At 63.7% G+C, this 17763-nt stretch carries 23 protein-coding genes; 12 read left to right on the top strand and 11 right to left on the bottom strand.

Translation table 11 applies throughout. From position 1 onward, the window contains the following. Positions 1–2 precede the first annotated feature (2 nt). The 4 genes from G5C50_RS00250 to G5C50_RS00265 all read left to right on the top strand — a co-directional run bounded on the left by G5C50_RS00250 (position 3) and on the right by G5C50_RS00265 (position 1830). Positions 3–290: an FtsB/FtsL family cell division protein gene (locus G5C50_RS00250; protein WP_165063476.1), complete on the top strand. Its 288-nt coding sequence runs from the start codon at positions 3–5 to the stop codon at positions 288–290. Then, complete coding sequence (locus G5C50_RS00255; protein ID WP_165063478.1) at positions 287–694, top strand: hypothetical protein; 408 nt, start codon at positions 287–289, stop codon at positions 692–694. The genes G5C50_RS00250 and G5C50_RS00255 overlap by 4 nt, the downstream gene beginning before the upstream one ends. Positions 695–911: 217 nt before the next feature. Further along, complete coding sequence (locus G5C50_RS00260) at positions 912–1091, top strand: hypothetical protein (RefSeq protein ID WP_165063480.1); 180 nt, start codon at positions 912–914, stop codon at positions 1089–1091. A gap of 226 nt (positions 1092–1317) precedes the next feature. After that, the gene (locus tag G5C50_RS00265) at positions 1318–1830 is read left to right on the top strand and encodes a hypothetical protein (protein ID WP_165063481.1); all 513 of its coding nucleotides are present in this window, start codon (positions 1318–1320) and stop codon (positions 1828–1830) included. Between the two features lie 116 nt (positions 1831–1946). On the opposite strand, the gene G5C50_RS00270 is transcribed toward G5C50_RS00265, so the two are convergent. Beyond that, entirely contained in the window at positions 1947–2903 is a 957-nt protein-coding gene (locus G5C50_RS00270; protein ID WP_165063483.1) for a toll/interleukin-1 receptor domain-containing protein, read from the bottom strand. Between the two features lie 168 nt (positions 2904–3071). Between G5C50_RS00270 and G5C50_RS00275 the strand changes: the two genes are divergently transcribed. After that, on the top strand, positions 3072–3374 hold the full coding sequence (locus G5C50_RS00275; RefSeq protein ID WP_165063485.1) for a hypothetical protein: 303 nt from the start codon (positions 3072–3074) through the stop codon (positions 3372–3374). Here G5C50_RS00275 and G5C50_RS00280 read toward each other — a convergent pair. Both G5C50_RS00280 and G5C50_RS00285 read right to left on the bottom strand, forming a co-directional pair. Then, complete coding sequence (locus G5C50_RS00280) at positions 3329–3619, bottom strand: hypothetical protein (RefSeq protein WP_165063487.1); 291 nt, start codon at positions 3617–3619, stop codon at positions 3329–3331. The genes G5C50_RS00275 and G5C50_RS00280 overlap by 46 nt on opposite strands. Before the next feature lie 97 nt (positions 3620–3716). After that, on the bottom strand, positions 3717–4307 hold the full coding sequence (locus G5C50_RS00285; protein WP_165063489.1) for a hypothetical protein: 591 nt from the start codon (positions 4305–4307) through the stop codon (positions 3717–3719). Between the two features lie 157 nt (positions 4308–4464). Between G5C50_RS00285 and G5C50_RS00290 the strand changes: the two genes are divergently transcribed. Then, the gene (locus tag G5C50_RS00290; RefSeq protein ID WP_165063491.1) at positions 4465–5007 is read left to right on the top strand and encodes a hypothetical protein; all 543 of its coding nucleotides are present in this window, start codon (positions 4465–4467) and stop codon (positions 5005–5007) included. Positions 5008–5132: 125 nt separating this feature from the next. On the opposite strand, the gene G5C50_RS00295 is transcribed toward G5C50_RS00290, so the two are convergent. Beyond that, a complete protein-coding gene (locus G5C50_RS00295; RefSeq protein ID WP_165063493.1) occupies positions 5133–5492 on the bottom strand; it encodes a hypothetical protein in 360 nt (119 codons plus the stop codon). A gap of 110 nt (positions 5493–5602) precedes the next feature. After that, a complete protein-coding gene (locus tag G5C50_RS00300) occupies positions 5603–6685 on the bottom strand; it encodes a tyrosine-type recombinase/integrase (RefSeq protein WP_165063495.1) in 1083 nt (360 codons plus the stop codon). 451 nt (positions 6686–7136) lie between these two features. Here G5C50_RS00300 and G5C50_RS00305 point away from each other — a divergent pair, with 451 nt between their 5' ends. Genes G5C50_RS00305 through G5C50_RS00320 form a run of 4 tightly spaced genes read left to right on the top strand, consistent with a single transcriptional unit; the run spans position 7137 to position 9292 of the window. Next, entirely contained in the window at positions 7137–7670 is a 534-nt protein-coding gene (locus G5C50_RS00305; protein ID WP_165063497.1) for a hypothetical protein, read from the top strand. A gap of 14 nt (positions 7671–7684) precedes the next feature. Beyond that, on the top strand, positions 7685–8218 hold the full coding sequence (locus G5C50_RS00310; protein WP_165063499.1) for a hypothetical protein: 534 nt from the start codon (positions 7685–7687) through the stop codon (positions 8216–8218). Between the two features lie 13 nt (positions 8219–8231). After that, positions 8232–8738: a hypothetical protein gene (locus tag G5C50_RS00315; RefSeq protein ID WP_165063501.1), complete on the top strand. Its 507-nt coding sequence runs from the start codon at positions 8232–8234 to the stop codon at positions 8736–8738. A gap of 17 nt (positions 8739–8755) precedes the next feature. Further along, positions 8756–9292 carry a hypothetical protein gene (locus G5C50_RS00320; protein ID WP_165063503.1) on the top strand — a complete coding sequence of 179 codons (537 nt, stop codon included), beginning with the start codon at positions 8756–8758 and terminating at the stop codon, positions 9290–9292. A gap of 271 nt (positions 9293–9563) precedes the next feature. On the opposite strand, the gene G5C50_RS00325 is transcribed toward G5C50_RS00320, so the two are convergent. After that, the gene (locus tag G5C50_RS00325) at positions 9564–9887 is read right to left on the bottom strand and encodes a hypothetical protein (RefSeq protein ID WP_165063505.1); all 324 of its coding nucleotides are present in this window, start codon (positions 9885–9887) and stop codon (positions 9564–9566) included. Between the two features lie 310 nt (positions 9888–10197). Here G5C50_RS00325 and G5C50_RS00330 point away from each other — a divergent pair, with 310 nt between their 5' ends. After that, positions 10198–11154, top strand: a complete 957-nt coding sequence (locus G5C50_RS00330) for a sugar phosphate isomerase/epimerase family protein (RefSeq protein ID WP_165063507.1) — start codon at positions 10198–10200, stop codon at positions 11152–11154. A gap of 16 nt (positions 11155–11170) precedes the next feature. Here the strand turns inward: G5C50_RS00330 and G5C50_RS00335 are convergent, their stop codons facing one another. Further along, a complete protein-coding gene (locus tag G5C50_RS00335; RefSeq protein ID WP_165063509.1) occupies positions 11171–12409 on the bottom strand; it encodes a glycosyltransferase family 39 protein in 1239 nt (412 codons plus the stop codon). A gap of 155 nt (positions 12410–12564) precedes the next feature. Here G5C50_RS00335 and G5C50_RS00340 point away from each other — a divergent pair, with 155 nt between their 5' ends. Then, positions 12565–13227: an MBL fold metallo-hydrolase gene (locus G5C50_RS00340; RefSeq protein ID WP_165063511.1), complete on the top strand. Its 663-nt coding sequence runs from the start codon at positions 12565–12567 to the stop codon at positions 13225–13227. 10 nt (positions 13228–13237) lie between these two features. Here G5C50_RS00340 and G5C50_RS00345 read toward each other — a convergent pair whose 3' ends face one another. Genes G5C50_RS00345 through G5C50_RS00360 form a run of 4 tightly spaced genes read right to left on the bottom strand, consistent with a single transcriptional unit; the run spans position 13238 to position 17727 of the window. Next, positions 13238–14413: an ABC transporter permease gene (locus G5C50_RS00345; RefSeq protein WP_165063513.1), complete on the bottom strand. Its 1176-nt coding sequence runs from the start codon at positions 14411–14413 to the stop codon at positions 13238–13240. 7 nt (positions 14414–14420) lie between these two features. Then, positions 14421–15617, bottom strand: a complete 1197-nt coding sequence (locus G5C50_RS00350; protein ID WP_165063515.1) for an ABC transporter permease — start codon at positions 15615–15617, stop codon at positions 14421–14423. Between the two features lies 1 nt (position 15618). Then, positions 15619–16338 (bottom strand): ABC transporter ATP-binding protein, encoded by a 720-nt coding sequence (locus tag G5C50_RS00355; protein ID WP_165063516.1) that lies wholly within the window; start codon positions 16336–16338, stop codon positions 15619–15621. A 57-nt stretch (positions 16339–16395) separates the two neighbouring features. After that, the gene (locus G5C50_RS00360; RefSeq protein WP_165063518.1) at positions 16396–17727 is read right to left on the bottom strand and encodes an efflux RND transporter periplasmic adaptor subunit; all 1332 of its coding nucleotides are present in this window, start codon (positions 17725–17727) and stop codon (positions 16396–16398) included. Positions 17728–17763 lie beyond the last annotated feature (36 nt).

Here is a 17763-nt window from a genome sequence, read left to right on the forward strand (position 1 = left end):
CCGTGATCCGCCGACTCCCCTACTGGTGCCAATGGCTGTACTTCCACAGCCGGGCTTACCTCATCTACGAAGTCCTCGTCCTGCGGCCGCGGTGGCAGAAGGACCGGATCGAAGACCTGGAGCAGGAGATCCAGAACCTCATCGACGACCCCGAGTACGCGGCTGAACGTCACCAAGAACAGGAGGCCATCGAGGAGGCCTACCAGCGGACGGATCCGTCGCTGCCCTGGACGTATCGTTGTTGCCTCGCGGTGGATCAAGTCCGCAGGGCGGCGGGAGGACGGGCATGACCGGCTGGTACAGGGACTATCTGGCGGTGACCAAGCTGCTCGTCGAAGAGTACGGGATCGGCGATCGATTCGCCCAACGGATCGCGATGACCGCTTCCACTCTTCGAGGGTATGAACCCGACCTCTCCCTGAATAAGGCCGTCGGGATGGCCCTCCAATCGGCAGCCGAGCAACCCCCTGGGTTTACCGAAGAACGAAGGGGCGCCCGGATCCCTGCCCGGATCCCGACAGTGCCCCACCGGTCGCTCTTCCCGGCGGACATGGCTGCGAGGCTCCGCGGAGAGGTTCGCGACCAACCCGCCAAGCGGCCGCCGACGATGGCTGAGATCGGAATGGAGTTCCGCCGCAACCCTCGACCGACCTACCCCGACTACTACCCTCCCCATTGTCGGGATCCCGAGTGAGGAGGCCTCCGTGGACTACCGCTGCCCGACCTGCGAACGATCGTCGAGAAGTGACCGGCCGGTCCCTCGGGGGGCGACCCTTCGGTGTCCCCACTGCCGATGTCGTTTCCAGGTGGGCTTCGATCCCGTGGAGGCGGCCCTGAGCGAGGCGAGCGAGTCACGGAGGACTCCCCGCCCGACCCCCAGGCCTCCCCGGCGCCAGCGTTGGAGCCCGGGGGTGGCGGCCGCGATGAGCTTCATCCTGCCAGGCCTCGGCCAGGTCTACCGCGGGAAGATCTTCCAGGGCTTCGCCTGGGGGCCGGCCGTCCTATTGGGCTACCTCGCCTACGTCCTCCCCGGCCTCCTGCTCCATCTCCTTTGCGTCATCAACGCGAGATCGGGAGATGCCACGAGCTGACCCGAGTCGGCATCGAGTCGGCCCGGGTCCTTTGGCTTCGATGGCCGACGTCTACCCCACCCCTGCTCCGAATCCTTAGACAGCGGCTGTCATTCGATGGCCGACGCCATTCTCAACCTCTTTGAGCGGGAATAAGCCTCTTTGTTCCGATCGCCTGCATGGTGTCTTAGGGTGTGAGATGCCGAGCAACCTCGCTCGGTTACCTCAAGGAAAGGGAGGTTTCAGGATGGCCGAATTCAACCCAGACGAACTCAGCAGTGACGAGCGAGATGTACTGAGCTTGATCTGCTACTTTACCCAGGTCCTGAGTTCCAGGACCGTCGAGGGCGTCATCGATAAGGTCGTTGCGGCGGCCAAGGTGCGATACGGGCTTTCTCAGGATCGAGTTCAAGACGCAATCAATACGTTGTTCATGTTCAGGGTGATTGAGTCCAATGGGCAGAACCCGGTCTATGAGTCGATTCCCCACTCAGCCCTTCCCAAGTCCACACCTTCCGGCATCGAGGTGGCGATTCTGAAGATGTTGCACCCCTTGGGGAGGGGGCCGTTCGACTGGAAACAGATCATGTCAGCGATCAAGACGCGGCACGGCCTCTTCGTCGATGGACTTGAAGCCGACATTCTCGAAACGATGAGAGCATTCGATCTGATCGCCTTGAACGCATACGGCCAGCCGCTGCTCCAAGCGGCAGGCAAGCACATCGCTGAGGAAGCACTCGCGGCAGGCCAGATCGAATGAACGTCCCCTCCAGACTCGCCCCCCCGATTTAAATCCAAGAAACGAGACTAGCCCGGCGGCCCCACCCTCGAAGAGGCGGAGTCGTCGGGCCCTCCACATTCAACAACTCGATCGCCTCATCCTGACTTTCGCTTCGGCAACATCATCGAGAGACGTCGAGTGAGTTCGGCCGCCGTCTGTCTGACGATTTTCTGATAGCTTTCCCCGTCGGCATACAAGTAGACGGCCCTATTGAAATCTTCAACTCTTACTAGTGGGAAAAACATGTTGGCTGGGACGGTTTTGGTAGCAAGGCTGTTCATAGGATGAGGGCGGTTTGCGTCGGCCTCAATCCCGAGGATCGGCCCACGCATAGTCAAGCTGACTCTCTTGAAGCGATTTGGATCGGCCGCCATGTATTGAAGTGCTCGCCCCACATCACCCTGCCATCTCAGATCGGCGAGGTTGAGCATCTCAAACGTCGCATAGAATGGCACCGTTCGATGTCGGCACGCTGCGGTGGGATTCCATCCGTTGATCTCATTGGTGCAGAACGCGGCCAAGTCCTTGCCTTTTTCCCCTGCCTTATGGGCCAACTTGAGCCCCGAAGCCACGCAAGTTGAAATCGATTCACCAGACTGAAGCCGTTCGATAAGGCTGAACACGTCTCGCTCGAACTCGACCCGTGTTGGACCAAGGACAGCGATTGCTTGTTTTGCGAGTTCGTTAATTCCCAGGGTAGAGGAACGACCTAACTTCCCAGCCAACATCGGAGAATACCGATACACATCCGCTTTGGTAACTTTGTGCCAAACCGTAAGTATGCGTTTCCCACCTGCAACCAGCCCATCGAGTTCGTCGCGTGGCCAGTCTTTACGGAAGAAGTCGGGAGACAGCACTACGATCCCGATTCGAGAGTCCCGCAATCCCCGGTCGATGCTGGCTCGAAGGCTATCCCCCCAGCCCAATGTGAATTCATCGTACCAAACCTTAACTCTGCTTCGCCTAAGTCGTTTGACGAATGGCCGGACGAACTCCTCCTTGTCTTCACTCGCATGTGAGATGAAGAAATCCCATTCATAGTCGATTGACATGGCCGCCCCCGTGTCCAGCCTTTGTTCAGCACCTTCTCAAGCATAATCAAACGGGGGGCGTGGGGCAAGTTTTTCTGAACGGGTGTCCAAGTGCAGCCGTCGCCTTGATCCTTGTCGAAACCCATGTATACTGTGGCCAAAACCTCACTTATAGTGGGAGACACGGCCATGCTCTGGCGTCTGGAAGTCGTGCGAGAGGGGCAACACGAAACGCTGACGGCGGATCTCCCTGCCTCGTACTTCGTCGAGAACTGGGAGGTCGTCGCCCAGACAGTAGGGCCGTACGCGAGCGTCCGCCTCGTTACTGCCGACGGGATCAGTCTGGTGCCGGTCGGAGGACTCGGTCGCGACCTGGTGACGTGGTGGAAGGTCGAGCCCAGCCAAGCTGGCGAGCCCTCCCGGCCGGGACTTCGGGCGGCCTTCGTTCAGGCGGAGAACCTGGCGAGGGGCAACGCGTCGAAGTCCTCGTAGGAGATCAGGAACGTCGGGAGATCCTTCCCCCGGCGGGTGACGAAGCAGGTGTGGGGCTCGGGTTCTTCGATGAACACCTGGAGCAGGAAGGGGGTCGAGGGGTCGAAGTCATGGGTCGTCAGGGCGTCCAGCCGCCACAGGTCGACGGCCGTCGCGACCCGGAAGGAGTCGTCCAGGTTCTCCTGGCACTCGGGGCAGAACATCCCCGTCGAGGTCTCGCCGCAGGACAGGCAACGCTCGCTCATCGGAATCCCTCCCCGGGACGGTCGAAGTCGACGCAAGGGAGTCTATCACACGGGGGGACGGGGACATTTCCTCTCGACGATCTCCATGGTCACGTCCTCATCCGATCGTGAGAAGGTCTGAGAGCTTGAACGAGCCATAGGGTAGGTCGCCGACCACGATCGGGACCTCCTGCTCCGCGTCCCGCCGATAGTAGACGTCCACGCCGGGCATGGCGATCTCGCTGAAGCCCCCGCGGAGGTTGACCAACCAGTGCTGACGAAGACCCGCCTTGAGATACTTCCGGCGCCCCCAGAAGACCCTATCCTCGTTCACGCCCGTGACGAAGTCGACGACCAGGGCCACGTCCTTGGGGGTGAGCATCCCTCCGACCCCCGGCGGGTGGACGACGACCCGGGGGCCGAACACGTTGAACTCATCGAGGTGAAGGTGTAGCGGAGCCGCGGTCACGCTCCAGGCCGTCCCCAGACGGGCCCCGAGCAACTCCGCAAACGCCCCCGTCACGGCCTCGACGAACCGGTCGTGCTTGAACGCCATCACACGGCCGTTCACCAGCTCCAACCAACGGAGCCCCCTCTGCTCGTGCCACCCCTGGGCCATGATCCACGCGAGGTTCTCGGCGGTCATCCGATAGGGTGCATGCAGCCCCCGCAATCGTATGGCATTCGGGTTTCCTCGGACCGGCTCCATCTCATCTCCCCCAGGTTACGCGGACTCCCCACGACAACCTTAGCGGATGATCGGCAGTGTGCCATTGGGATCTTGTAAGATCCCCTTGGGGTTGATCGGTTCCCTCAAGATCCGGTATGAGGTGGCGTCTCGACAACCCTGGACATGGAGGTTCAGCATGATCGCGGAGAGAGCTTTGTCCATTCTGGACGCCTCTGACAAAAGTAACAGTCCACAACTCAAGCGGGTGTTGAACGCCTGGAGTGAGACCAAGACGGTTGTTCACTTCGACCCAGAAGTCGCCGAGGCCCTATGGCGATCCGTGGTCGACTTCAGGCTGCCCCCCGGCTATCCCAGCGGCATCGGGGGATGCGTGTACATTCCCACGCCTGGCAGGCAACTCTACGACGAGCCTCTCCACGGGTTCTTCGTTTCCGGCCGGGGCGACCTGTTCGACTTCGTGCTGGACGGGCAAAGGGAGTTGTGGGCGACCTCGATGGAGCCGACTTCGATCATTCAACTCCACGACGTCGCCAGGCTCCTCATTCCCTACATGTCCTTCGGTTGCTTCATGCGAACCTCGAACATCGTGCCTATGGCAGGGCAGAGAGATCGTCCCATAGAACTGCGAGCGAGGTACGAGGGCGACCTACCCGAGCGGGGCCTATGGGAACCCACGGAGGACGGTAGGCACATGAGATGGGTCAACCGACCGGCCTGAAATACATACGGGAGCAGGAGGGCGACCATCTCCCACCCCCTGCTCCATCCCCTCTCCGCGGTGGCACGTCGTGACCGCGGATGAACACACCGCCCCCCAAGCCCCCCCAGGGAATACCCCCCCAGCTAGACTGGCAACACGCGATGCACGGCGAACGATTGGGACTCCCAGGTCGTCGTCCCGGTCGTCAGGATGAACCGCCAGGTGCCCACCTGGTCGAGATCTCCGTCGCCGAACACGCGGACGACCAATCCATCCCGCCCGTCGGTGTGGAACATGGCCACCTTGTCCGTGCAGGTGCCGTCGGGGCGTCGGAAGGTGATGATCGGAACGTCGTCGCCTCCCGAGAGGTCGACCGGCATGCCGTCCACGTCGAGGACGAGGATCTCCAGGCGGACGCCGACGTCCCCGAGGCAGAGGGTTAAGGTGGGGCGAAAGTCGTCTCCGCCCTTGTGGTTCACCTGATATCGCATTGAGTAGAGCACGGAGTCCTTGGGAAGCGAGCAGGGCGGCGTTCGACTGATGGGATATACCCCCCCTGCTCCTGCATTCCGAGTGAGCGTCGAGCGGCCCGTCGCGTCATCGGCGCCCTGCCTCACCCCGCCGCGGCCTCCGGCTTGGCCGTCCTGAGAGCTTCCAGCCGAGCATGTGCGTCCTGGAAGGTCGACGTTCGGAAGCGGCCGTAGACCTGCTCGATCATCTTGACCGAGGTGCCGGCCATCCGGGCGATCAGCAAGACGTCCAGGCCCGCCATGAGGCACTCGGAGATCCAGAGGTGGCGGAAGCTGTACACGGTGATCGAGGATCGAACTCCGGCCCTCCCTCGCACGCTCTGGAAGCGTTCGGCGAGGTTGACCGACGTGTAGGCCCCGCCCGAGGGCCGCTGGAAGATCGGTTCGGCGGTCGTCTTGCCGTCGAGGTGCTTCTCCAGGATCTCCACGGCCTCGCCCGACAGATGGATGGTCCGGACCTTCCCCGTCTTCCGGGCGGTCTTGTGCTCGCGTAGCACGATCGCCGACGCCCGTCGGTCGTAATCGCCCACCCTCGCCCGGATCAACTCGTAGGAGCGGGCCCCTGTCGCGTGGTAGAGCCTCAGCAGGTCGCCCATGTGGTCGAAGGAGTCGCCGGCGTTGAAGAGCTTCGCCACCTCCTCGGCGGTCGGCAGGTCCCCCTCGGAGAGTGACTTGGGGGGGAGATGGATGGGCTCGACTCGGGCGAAGGGGTCGCACGGTCGGATCCAGCCCTGGCGGACGGCCCGCCTGAACATCGCCTTGATCGAGGTCAGGTGTTTGCCCTGGTAGTCGAGGGAGTAGCTCTGCGAGGCCATCCACGACGTGAAGGCGTCGATCGCCTTGGAGTCGATGGAGTCCGCCGGCTTCGCTTCCCCAACGAACTCCACGAACCGGTTGATGTGGCGGGTCCGCTCAAGGTGGTTCTTGGCGGCCCGGTGCCGTCCGACCCATTCGAGGAACTTCGTCCGCAGGGTGGCCAGACTCATCCGTAGGTGCCGCTGGCGACCAACCGGCCGGGACTCTTCCTTGCCCGCGAGGAAGGCCCACAGGGCCGCCCTGGCCACCTCCTGTGGGGTCTCCTCGACCTTGCCGTAGTACCTGGGCGAGCCCCCAGCCTCGCTATACCAGTAGCCGTTTTTCGCCCTCACCTCGGGTCGTCTCGCCATCGGATTTGCCCCTCTGTCGGATTCAATCCGGTATAACTGAGGGAATCATAAGCCGAATCGAGTGGATCGACAAGAGGCAAGTAGTGGCCCTAGTGGCACTTGCGACACACGCGAAGCGTGGTGAGGCGTCAGCCGAACCGTTTGCTAAACCGTTAGACGGAGAAATCCGTCTCGGGGGTTCGAATCCCCCCCCTCTCCGCTCCGCTAGAAGCTGCAAAGTCTTACGGCAGATTCTTCCCCTTCCTGGGGGTGCCGAGTGCTTGGTTGCACCTTGCCGGTTCCATGCCGGCTGTCTGATTCAAACAGCTCAATGATCCGGGTGGATGCGTCCTATGATCCTCCGGCGTCGCATCGGTAATCCTTCGCTCCAGATCCTTCCACGGATGCTACTGTCTCCTTCGGCGGCCGTGCGTGGCAGGATTCGGCCCTACGAATGGAGGGGAGAGGCTGTATGCCGCCGAGGCGAAGTCACACTCTGGCCGACCTGATGGGTTTCGTCGTCGCCGTCGGCGTGTCGCTGGGATGTCTGACTCTCTACTCGCGTATCGACCCGATCGACTTCTCGGCCCGCAACATCACCCTCATGCCGGACTTGATGACGGCGGCGACGAGTTTCCTCGTCCCCATTTCGTTGTCGCTCGGCGCGATCGCCATGCTGAAAACTCCACGTCGCCGATGGCCATACCATCCGGCCGTCATGGTTGGCGTCTCGATCGTAGCGGCGGCGTTCGAGTCGTCATTCGGCTTTGCCAAGCTGCTCTACCATGCTTCCGTGATAACCGCCGACAATCTCTCGCTGGCCTTCACGTACTGGGTAGACCATCTGCGGGGGATCGTCGTGATCCCGCTAATCGCCTTCGTACTCGTAGCCGCACTCGGGGGCCGACTCAGTTTGCCCAGGGATCTGATCGAGTGGGCGGCCGTATGCTCGGGAATTTCCTGGATCGTCCTCTGGTCTTCGCGGTATTGGCCACCGTTCTTCTGATCGGAGGCGACGCCGTGGACCGAGACAACCGATGGAACATCAGCCTCGCCGACCTCGCGGTCCTGATGGTCGGCTTTGCCCTCTCGATCGCTGTGTTGCGGTCGGCCTCGGACGTCACGCCGACACAGGGGGTCCTCTACTACCACTATTCGAACTACACGGCGATCACCGCCCTGTCCTCGATCCCGCTGACCTTGACTCTGGCGGCGATCGCCATCGCCAGGACCGGACTACGCGAGTGGCCCTTCCACCCCGCCATCGTGCTGGGTCTGGTCACGTTCGCCCTGGCGGCCGTCCTGATCGTCCCGGTGTCGAGGTCGAACATGTACCTCTTCAACGTCGGGGGCTTCGATGGTGATACCCGGTACGTCATGTATGGGGCGTCCCTGGTGAAGTACGTCCCGAAGTTTCTCGCCGCGACGTGCCTCGTCCTTCTGGCATGCGGCGGGCTGAGAAGGAGGACCGATTGGCTCAGGGCGGCGGGTTGGTTCTTGTCACTATGGTGGGTCGGCCTGGGGAGCGCAGCCTACGTACTGAGTTACTTCTGACGGGGGCGAGGCGTTGGACCGTAAGCTCTCGATCGCCGAGTTGGTCGTCCTGGTCGGGGCGTTCGCCCTGGCCCTGGGTTCGCTGCGTCTGTTCCTCTATATGATCCCCCTGCCGACTGACGCGAAGACCCAGGCGGCCTACCGGACGCGGTACGTCGTCGACGCCGCTTCGGCCTTCATCGCCCCGCTCTATCTTGTGGTCGTCGTCCTGTCGACACGCCGAACTCCGCCCTCGGAGCGGCAAGGCCATGCGGTCTTCGTGGCAGGGCCCACGATCCTTGGGTTGATGGCGTCTATCCTGTCCGGAGTCGCCTACCATGCCTTCCGTCGAACAGGGGGGGGGGCCGCCGTCGAACGGATCTACGGAATTTGCCAGAACTCAGGAGTAATCCTTTTCGTGTGTTTCGTCATGCTCGCGGTGGGAAGACGACTCCGTTGGCCCCAGGACCGCCTGGAATGGTCCGCCTGGGCGCTGATCGCGTGCTGGATGTTCCTGATCTTCCTGCCGGTGCTGGTCTGACCTCCGGAGACGACGTCGTGGCCCGAGCCAAGCACTGGAATCCCAGCCTCGCCGACCTCGCCGTGCTCATCGTGGGTTTCGCCGTCTCGGCCGCTGTGCTGCGGTTCACCATGGCCAGCAGCCTCTCCTCGACGGGGATTCGACTCACGAAGAGCCTGCAAAACGCGGCGACGGCGTCGTTGTCCCTGTGCCCCTTGAGTTGGACGGTCGCCGTGCTCGCGATGCGGAGGACCAGCCGTCGTTGCTGGCCTTTGCATCCCGCCGTCGTTGTGGGCCTGACCTCATTCGCCATAGCCGTCTACGAATTCGTCCCCAGGGTCATGCCGGCCCTCCTGCGCCTCACGCGAAGTTGGTCGCTCGACTCCGCGACGCTCTTCTTCGGGGCGATGCTCCTGGGACACGTCGGGAAAGCCCTCTTCGCCTGGGCCTTCATCATCCTGGTCGCGAAGCGGATTCGACGGCCCGACAGTTGGCTGGCGGTCGCCGGTTGGCTGCTCTGGCTCTGCTGGGTCGGCGGCGACTTCTCACGCTACGTGGTGGGTTGGCTCGCTTAGCAGGGCGATGCGGGCGATCACGTGCACGGACATTTCGCGGTTCTCATCGACCACCGTCGCCGCCTTCATTCGGAACGACCATACGCCATCCCGTTGAGTTGATTTCTCTCGAACATCACGGCCGCAGCGAGTTCGACGGCCGGGTGCACGATCACCAAGACCAACGTGGAGAGCTTCACGATCATTCCGCGATGATGACGGCCGCGTTGGGGGCTACTCCGCAGGACGAGATTCCAGGAGATCGCCGAGGTCGGCCGGCCGATGGTGTCGTTCAGAGCGTGACGGCCCGGCTCAGCGCGAGGTAATCCTCGTAACTGAGGTCGAGGTCTCCGCACCCGGTCGGCCCCTGGAAGAGCCGGATCTGGAGGGGGCCGAAGGGATCGTCGAAGCTGGCGTGCAGCAGGAAACGATCGGACTGGGGCCTGTCCGCGAAGAACTCGGCCGGGAGGACGTGCCGGTAGCCGCGTGCGACGGCGGTCCGGTTGAGGCCTCGTAGCTGGTCGAGGGTGGCCGCCCGCTCGTAGTCGGCGATGAGCAGTTTGCACGAGTCGCAGAGGATCGCGGCGGATTGGGCGCCGCAGGACAGGCAGTGCATGGTTGGATCCTCCCGGGGGCCGATCGAAGACCGAAGAGAATCTATCACACTTTGAGAATGATTGACCCAATGGCCTCGATTGAGGCCATCCATGATGTGAACCGGTCGACATCGTTGGACGTGATTGCGTCTGCATTTTTTTCTTGGCGACATGATCGACGGACCTGGTAAGGTGGCGGCGTCGACCCGTCGTCGATACCTCCTCTCCCCGAGGACGATATCCCTCGTCCTCCCGTCGACGGATTCGGTCCATTCGATTCGACCCGTCTTGTAGCATGGCTCGCGCACGGACACTTCACGGGAGGTCGCCATGATGCGGAACCGCAGGGAGTTCCTCGGACTCGTCGGTGCAGCGACGACGATCGGCATGACCGGCGTCGGCAATGCCCAGGATCAACCCTCGCCAGGGACGCCGACGCCCGCAGCGAAGCGACGGCGTCCGATCGGCGTTTCGACCTACTCGTTCTGGCAGTTCCGCGGCAACCGGCTGGGGATCGAGGACTGCATCGAGAAGGCCGCCGCGATGGGGTTCGACGGCGTGGAGGTCCTCCACGTCCAGATGAAGGACGACTCCAACCCTGCGCTCCAGAGCATCAAGCGGAAGGCCCATTCGGTCGGACTGCCGTTGATGGGCTTCTCGACTCACCAGGGGTTCGTCTTCCCCGACGAGGCCGAGCGTAAGGCGAACATCGAAAAGACGCTCCGTCAGATCGACCTGGCCTACCGCATGGGCATCCCGACCATGCGGATCAACACCGGACGCTGGAACACCATCAAATCGTTCGACGAGTTCATGGCCCACAAGGGAATCGAGCCCACGCCGGCCGGCCACACGGATGACGAGGCCTTCGGATGGGTCATCGGCGCGCTGGAGAAACTCCTCCCCCGCGCCGAGGAGTGCGGGGTCGTCCTCGGGCTGGAGAACCACTGGGGGCTCGGTCGTACGGCCGGCGGCGTGCTCCGGATCGTCGAGGCGATCAAGTCCCCGTGGCTCAAGATGACGCTCGACACGGGCAACTTCCTGGAGAACTCGTACGAGCAGATGGAGCAGATGGCGGCCAGCCCGATCGGCGTCGAACTGGTGCAGGCCAAGACGTATTTCGGCGGCGGCCGCTGGTATTCGCTGGACCTCGACTACGCGCGGATCGCCAAGATCCTGAACGACCACGACTATCGCGGCTGGATCTCGCTGGAATTCGAGGGGAACGACGACGCCGAGACCGGCGTGCCGAAGAGCCTGGAGATGCTTCGCAAGCACCTCGGTTGAGACAGGCGTCGACTCCTCAATCGATGAATCGATTGCGGCGCAGGTCGCCGTGCGGGTTGAAATCCCGGTAGTGGGGGGGGATGGCCTCGTAGAGCGTCGAGACCGTCGGATAGAGCATCAAGAACGCCAGCGCAGCGCGGTACCAGGCCTTCCCCCGTCGATAGCGGATCTCCTGAACGCCCTCGGCGATCAGGGCGAAGAATAGCGGGACCGTCCACAGGATCAAACGCCCGTGGAACGGATATCGCCGCACGATGGAGGCCCCGATCGCCAGCATCACCGGAAGCGCCAGCATCCAGAACGCCGCCGCATCGCGCGCAGCCAGCCTTCTCATTCCCCAGCCGGCGAACACCAACGCCATGAGAGCGAACGCATAGGGGAGGAAGCGGGGGACAAGATTCAAGGGTGTGACGAACGTCTCCAACAGGATATTCGCGGTCGTCGCTAGATCGGCGAGGCTTCGCGGCGGCATCGGCGGGAAGGCGAAGTTCCAGAACACGTACATCGAGGTCGCCGCTCCCAGCAGGCCGCTCGCCAGGCGATGCGCTGCGAAGGCGCTCACCGCCCAGGCTGCCGCCATGGCCGCGAGGGCTCGGGCCTCATCCCTCCGGCCGGATCGTAACCGAGTCGCCAGCAGAACGATCCCGCAGCCGGCCGTCACGAAGACCGAAGGGAACGAGAACCAGGGCGAGACGATCACAAGGATCGCCAGCGCGAGGCGGCGGCGGGGGGTTGATGGTTCGTTCACCTCCCGCAGGCTGAGAATGGTGATGAGGAGCCCGATCGCCAGGTCCGAGGCGTAAGGCTTCAACTCGTTCGAGTAGTAGACGAGATCGTCGCCGAACGCGAAGAGGAACATGGCCACAAGCGCGGCGGGCGGCGTGAGGAGCCTCTCGACGAGCCTGCGGAAGAGGAAGAGGGCGCCGATTCCGCACGCCAACGGAATGAGGCGAGTCACGTAAGGGGAACCGCCCAGGAGCATGACGAGGATCCGCTCGACCGCCAGGAAGCCGGGCGGGGCGAGCTGGTCGGAGGTCAGCGGGCCGGAGAAGTCGAAAGGCGCCTTGCCTCGGATGTTCCCGAGCAGCGAGCCCTCGTCCATCCAGTACGAGCGCCCCTGCGAAAAGACCCAGACCCGAAGCGCCGCACCGAGCCAGACGCAGACGTCGAGCGGCCGATGGGTGATCAGGTCGTGAAGCCAGTTCAGCAGCGGTGTCGTATCGATCTGGCGGGAAAAGGCGTCGCGGATGGGCACGAGTCGTCGTCGCTCCTGGTAGGCCGTCGATGGGGCCCTGCGGCCCGCTCGAACACTCCCAGCCTATCCTGACCAAGAGGCTAGCGGTATCTTCGACTGGCGGCGCGTGCTGGAACCGCCGCGAATCGACGGTCGTTGCGAGGGTCGAGTCTGCGATGCGCATCAAGTGGTACGGGCACGCCGCGTTCCTCATCGAAACGCAGGGCGTGCGGATCATCCTGGACCCTTATCGTTCGCCCGATTCCGGCGGCTACGAGCCGGTCGCCGAACCGGCCGACGTCGTCGTGGTGAGCCACGAGAACGACCGCTACCACAGCCACCTCGGTCAGATCGTCCCGCCGTTCCACGTCATCCGGGCGCTCGAACTCCCTCCGGAAGGCGAGGCGTTCGGCGGGATCACGTTCCAGGCCGTCCCGGTTTTCGAGAGCCCCGAGCGACTCCCCGGCGACGAGGTGACGATCATCCTCTTCCGGGCGGAGGGACTGCACGTCGCCTTCCTCGGCGACCTGGGACATCTGCTGACCGACGCGGAGCTGGAGCCCATCCGTGGGGCCGACGTCGTCCTGATCCCGGCGGGGGGCAAGCCGACCCTGGACCTCGACGACGTCCCCGCTCTGCTGGACGCCATCGGCCCGAAGGTCGTCGTGCCGATGCACTACAAGACGCCGAAGATCAACCTGAACATCCGGCCGATCGAGGAGTTCCTGGAGCGGCTCCCCGACGATCCCGTGGTTCGAGTCGACGGTTCGGAGTTCTCGATCGACCGGGATACATTGCCAGATCGAAGGACGGTTTATCGGCTTGAGCACGCGCGTTGAGGCCCGTCGGTCAAAGCTCGCGAAGGGCGGAGATGACCTCCAGTTTGACTGCCCGGAGCGCGGGGAGCATGCCGCCGAAGAGGCCCATCACCAGCGTCATGATCAGGGCGACGGCCATGACCCAGGGGCCGAATCGGAAGTTGATCGTCACCGAGGCGAAGGTGGCGAAGTTCGAGGTCTCGATGGAGATCAGGCTCATCGGGATCGTGGCCAGCAGGCCGAGAAGGCCGCCGAGCAGGCTGAGAAGGATCGATTCGCCCAGGAAGGAGAAGAGGACGTCGCCCCGCGAGAAGCCCAGGGCGCGCATCGTGCCGATCTCTCGGGTCCGCGACTTCACGGCCGAGAACATCGTGTTCGCCGCGGCGAACATCGCGCCGAAGGTCAGCAGCACGGCGATCAACGTGCCGGCCCCCTTGAGGAACAGACTCGACTCCGACTGCTTGCGGAAGTATTCGGCCTCGGGGATCGCAGCAAGGCGGAACTGGGCGCCCTCGTCGATCTCCTTCCTCAGTGCGTCGAACTCCGCCGGGCCGGCTGCGCGGATCTGGACGCACGAGACGGACGCCTCGCGGCCGGTGTTGCGCTCCACGTCCTTGAGGTCAGCCCAGACTTCGCTTTCGGCCGCGCTGCCGCCCGCGGTGAAGACGCCGACGACCCGGTACTTCTCCTTCTCGCCGAAGACGAGCTGTCCGCCGACCTGACCTCCCTTGTAGAGACGGGCGATCCCCGGACTGACGATGCACTCCCCTTTGCCGGCCTCGATGTCGCGACCGGCGATGATCTTGAAGTTCGGCCGGAGCTTCCGCGAGGCCGGCTGGACGCCACGGATGATCAGGTTGTTGAAGCTCGGGCGCTGATCGTCGCTCCGATTGCGCTCGGCGATCGCGATGTTGAGCAACTCCTTGGCGGCGATGGGGCCTTCGGCGTCGTGAAGGATGCCGCCCAGCGTCAGCAGCTCGTCGGCCTTCTTGGACTCAAAGCCCCCCGTCGTTTCGGCCGTCGCCCCCTTGCGGAGGACGATCAGGTCGAGCGGGTCGCCCGAGATCTTCAGGCTGTGCTCCAGCCCTTCCACCAGGCCGAACAGGATGCAGGACGACGCCACCAGCAGCGCGGTGCCGAGGACCGTCATCAGGGTCGTCTTCCAGCGGACGCGGAGGTTGCGGACGTTGTACTTGAACGGAATCATGTCGTCCTCACACCACCTTGCGGAGACCGTCGACCACCGACGTATTCGAAGCGATCACCGCCGGCGCGAGACCGCTGACCAGCCCCACGAACAGCGACACCCCCAGCCCGATCAGGGCCGTATTCCAGGGGACGTAATAGAACGGCAGGAAGCCCCCCATGAAGCGCGAGACGTCCACGGCGTCGCAGAGCCCCTTGCAGCCGAGCGTGCCGATCGCGCCGCCGAGTCCGGCGACCAGAACGGCCTCGGCGAGGACGAGGAACAGGACCTTCGACTTGCTGAAGCCGATCGCTTTGAGGACGGCCACCTCGGTCGTCCGCTCGCGCATCGACATGGCCATCGCGTTGCCGGCGACGAACAGGAGAGAGATGACGACCGCCCCGCCGATCCAGTAGATCGTGTCCTTGAGGTCGCCCATCATCTCCGAGAACATCTGGCCGAAGGCTTCTTCGGTCTGGGTCCGGGTCGGAAATTCGGTGCTCTTGTATTCCTCGTCGACCCGCTTGCAGACGGCCGTAGTGGCGTCGGCGCTCTTGCACTTCACGAAGACCATGCCGGCGTTCCCGGAGCCGGCCGTCGTGCCGTTGGGGTTCGAGAGGCCGCCGGCGGTCCCGGACGTCTTGAGGAGGTCGTCCAGATACTCGTAGTGGAAGAGGCACATCCGCTGGTCGGTGTTCGACGGCGAGTCGTAGATCCCCTTGATGACGAGCTTCAGGTCGACCGGGTAAATGTCGCCCTGAAGGGGGAGGGAGTCGCCGACCTTCAGATTGTAATCCCGCGCCAGCTTGGGGCCGATGACCGCCCCATCCTTGCTGGCGACGAACGCGGCCAGTTGATCGGGGGCCAGCTTGAACTCGTCGAGGACGTTGAAGATCGAATCCGCGTTGCAGGCGAACTGGGCGAAGAGGGCTCGCTCGTTCTGGTACTTGCCGCCGTACCAGGAGAACGGCGAGGCCGCCGCGACGCCTTCCATTCCGGCGATCTGCCGGACTCTGGCGATCGGGATCATGCCCGCGAAGCCGTTGGCGTTCATGACGATGACGCGGTTGTAGACCTTGCTGTTCTGCGAGGCCTCCTCGTTCATGCTGAAGAACGACAGGAGGATCATCATCAGGAACAGGCAGATGGCCGTGGACGCAACGGTCAGCCCCGTTCGGACCGGGTTCCGCCGCGCGTTGCGGAAGATGTAGGTCAGGTATTTCATGTTAGGAGAGCAAGGAGACCGAGGGCTTTTTTGGGATCACGTCGTCCACGAGTCGGCCCTTGTCGAGGTGCAGGATCCGCGAGGCGCGGTTGGCCGCCAGCGGGTCGTGGGTCACCATGACGATGGTCTTCTGGAACTCGCGGTTGAGCTGTTCCAGGAGCGTCAGGATCTCGTCGGCCGTGTTGCGGTCGAGGTCGCCGGTCGGTTCGTCGGCGACGAGCAGGAAGGGATCGGTGACGATCGCTCGCGCGATGGCCACGCGCTGTTCTTGACCACCGGAAAGCTGTCTCGGATAGTGGTGCTCACGCCCTTCCAGGCCCACGACGCGGAGCGCCGTGGCGACGTTCTCCTTCCTTCGCTTGCGCGAGAGGCTCGTCAGCAGCAGGGGCAGCTCCACGTTCTCGGCGGCGGTGAGGACGGGGATGAGGTTGTACGTCTGAAAGATGAAGCCGACGTTGTCGGCCCGCCATCGGGTGATTTCGGCCTCGGAGAGGAGGCCGAGATTCTGGCCGTGGACGATCACCTCGCCGCGAGTGGCGACGTCCAGGCCGGCGACCAGATTCAGCAGGGTCGTCTTGCCAGAGCCGGACGGCCCCATCAGGGCCAGGTAGTCTCCCTCGGCGACGGTCAGGTCGAGCCCCGAGAGGACGGGGACGACGAACTCGTCGCGGCGGTACTCCTTCTCGACTCCGCGCAGCTCGATTGAAGGGGACGCTTCCATGTCGACGAAAACCTCTCGGGGAATGGGTCGATGCCCACAGCCGCGGCCTCTTGGGCGTCAACGGCTGGCTTCGCGGACCTGCTCGCCATCGCGGAGTCCGCGAGGCGGATTCAGGACGACCTTGTCGTCGGCCTCCAGGCCGGATTCGACGCGGGTGGAGCCCCGGTTCGAGTTGGCGACCTCGATCTTGCGCTTCGAGGCGCGCGAATCGCGGTCCAGAATCCAGACCCAGTCGTGGCCGTTCTCCTGGAAGACGGCCTCGCTGGGGACGTAGAGGAAAGGGTGGCTGGCGTCGGACTGGGCGAACTTCTCGTCGGGGAGGAAGTGGACCGTCGCCGCCAACTCGGGGAACAGTTTGTCGTCGGGGTCGAGGATCTCGACTTTCACCTTGACCGTCGCCCGGGTGCGGTCGCCCATCGGGGTGATCTGCCGCAACCGGCCGCGATAACGTTTCGTGGGGACGGCCGTCACCGAGACCTCGGCCGGCTGGCCCTCCCTCACGCGGTACATCTGCTCTTCGGGGATGTCCGCCTCGACGTCCATGTTCGTCAGATCGGCGATCGTCACCACGGCCGACCGACCCAGAGCCGAACTCATCGCCATCGGGCTGATGATTTCGCCGACCTCCCCCTGCTTCTCGACGACCGTGCCGTCGAAGGGGGCGTAAAGGTACATCTGGTGGTGGATCGTCGCCTCGATCTCCTCGATGTTCGACTTCATCATCTGGATCGACGCTTCCGTCGCGGTGATCCGGGCTTCGGCCCCTTTGCGGGCGGCGACGGCCTTATCGTAGTCTTCAGGCGGGGTCATGTTCTTCTCGTGGAGTCGGGCCAGCCGCTTCTCCTGACGGTCCTTGTCCCAGAGGTCCACCTTCGCTTCCTCCAACTCCGCCTCGGCGCGGGCGAGCGACGCCTTGCACTGGGCAAGCTTCGCGTCCATGTCGTGGTGCTCGATGACCGCGAGGACCTCTCCCTTCTTGACCTGCACCCGCTCGCGGACCCGCATCTCCTCAACGCGGCCGGCGATCTTGGTGCCGATCATGGCCTGGTAGCGTGACTTCAGATAGCCCTTGGAGGTCAGCAGCTTCTCGGCCTCGCCCAGCGTCATTTTCTGGACCAGTCCGATGGAGACCTCGGGCTTGGACCGCATCCGGTCGTACTGGTTGTAGGCGACCACGCCCGCCCCGCCGACCACGCCGAGGGGGATCATCCAGAGGAGCATCGAGAGCAGGCGAAGGCCGATCCCCTTGCGCCGCCGGTAGACCGTGCCGGGCGTCCCCGGTGCCGGAGCGGGCGAGGGCGTCGAACGCGTCGGCGGGGCTGTGGGGCGTCCCGATCGTGGTCTCTCGATCCGGAGCGACTCCAACTCCTCACGTAGATTGCTCGCCATCGCGGGCCTCGCGAGTGTTTTCTGAAAAGCGTTGCA

This window comes from Paludisphaera rhizosphaerae (genome assembly GCF_011065895.1).
Taxonomy (GTDB): domain Bacteria; phylum Planctomycetota; class Planctomycetia; order Isosphaerales; family Isosphaeraceae; genus Paludisphaera; species Paludisphaera rhizosphaerae.